This is a genomic window from Vibrio sp. M250220, from assembly GCF_036533795.1.
Classification (GTDB): Bacteria; Pseudomonadota; Gammaproteobacteria; order Enterobacterales; family Vibrionaceae; genus Vibrio.
The window spans coordinates 1-718 of record NZ_JATABI010000169.1 but is presented as its reverse complement, the minus strand read 5'-3'; the positions used below and the strand labels follow the sequence as shown (position 1 = coordinate 718).

Here is a 718-nt window from a genome sequence, read left to right as displayed (position 1 = left end):
GTTGTTCGATAAGTTGAGTGAGATTTGGGTAGGTATTCTTTAGCAACGCCTGTTCGCCTACATAACCGAGAATATTGAAGTAATAGAGTAAGTCTTGCTCTGTCTCAAAACCTTTGGCGTAAGCGCTATCCATTTGGCTACAAACCCAGCCCCTTAAATCGGGAATCTGATGGCTGCGCTCAGGAAACCAACGCTGCATGTGAGCAATCAATGTATTGGGCAGTGAATTTTGCCATGGGATGAGCGAGAGTCTTCGCCACTGTTCGTCTGTAAGTTTCAGCATTTGATGGGGGATTTCTGGCGGTATCACAAAAGGATTTTCCAGCCTTTGCCACTGCCCTGCTTGGTGAATCCAAGCTTTGTTCATCGGCTGCCATAACATGGAACATTGAGTATCCAATAAAACATAGGCTGCATTGCTGTCAGCAAAACGAAAAAATCCGGGATTACCACTTGGCATTTCAACCATAATTAGTCGCCGTAAAGCTTTCGCTGCATCACTTAATGATAAATCTGAAGAGAAAAAGTATCCCCATTGAAACTGGTTGAGGTCAAAAAACCAGTGTTGAACCTCTGGGGTCGCTTTCACTAGCCTCGGAGAAACACTCAATAGCTGATTATAAGGGGGATACAAAAAAATCGGTTCTTGTTCCATTACCCCAGGTAGCTGATAAAGCTGCCTTTCTAGGTCAGGAATGCAAGCACCTTCCACCAAAAG

Annotated in this window: 1 protein-coding gene; it reads right to left on the bottom strand. The window is 44.4% G+C overall.

Translation table 11 applies throughout. From position 1 onward, the window contains the following. Positions 1-718, bottom strand: a 718-nt coding sequence (locus QTN94_RS20185) for a DUF4123 domain-containing protein (RefSeq protein ID WP_331428672.1), incomplete at both ends; no start/stop codon positions are given.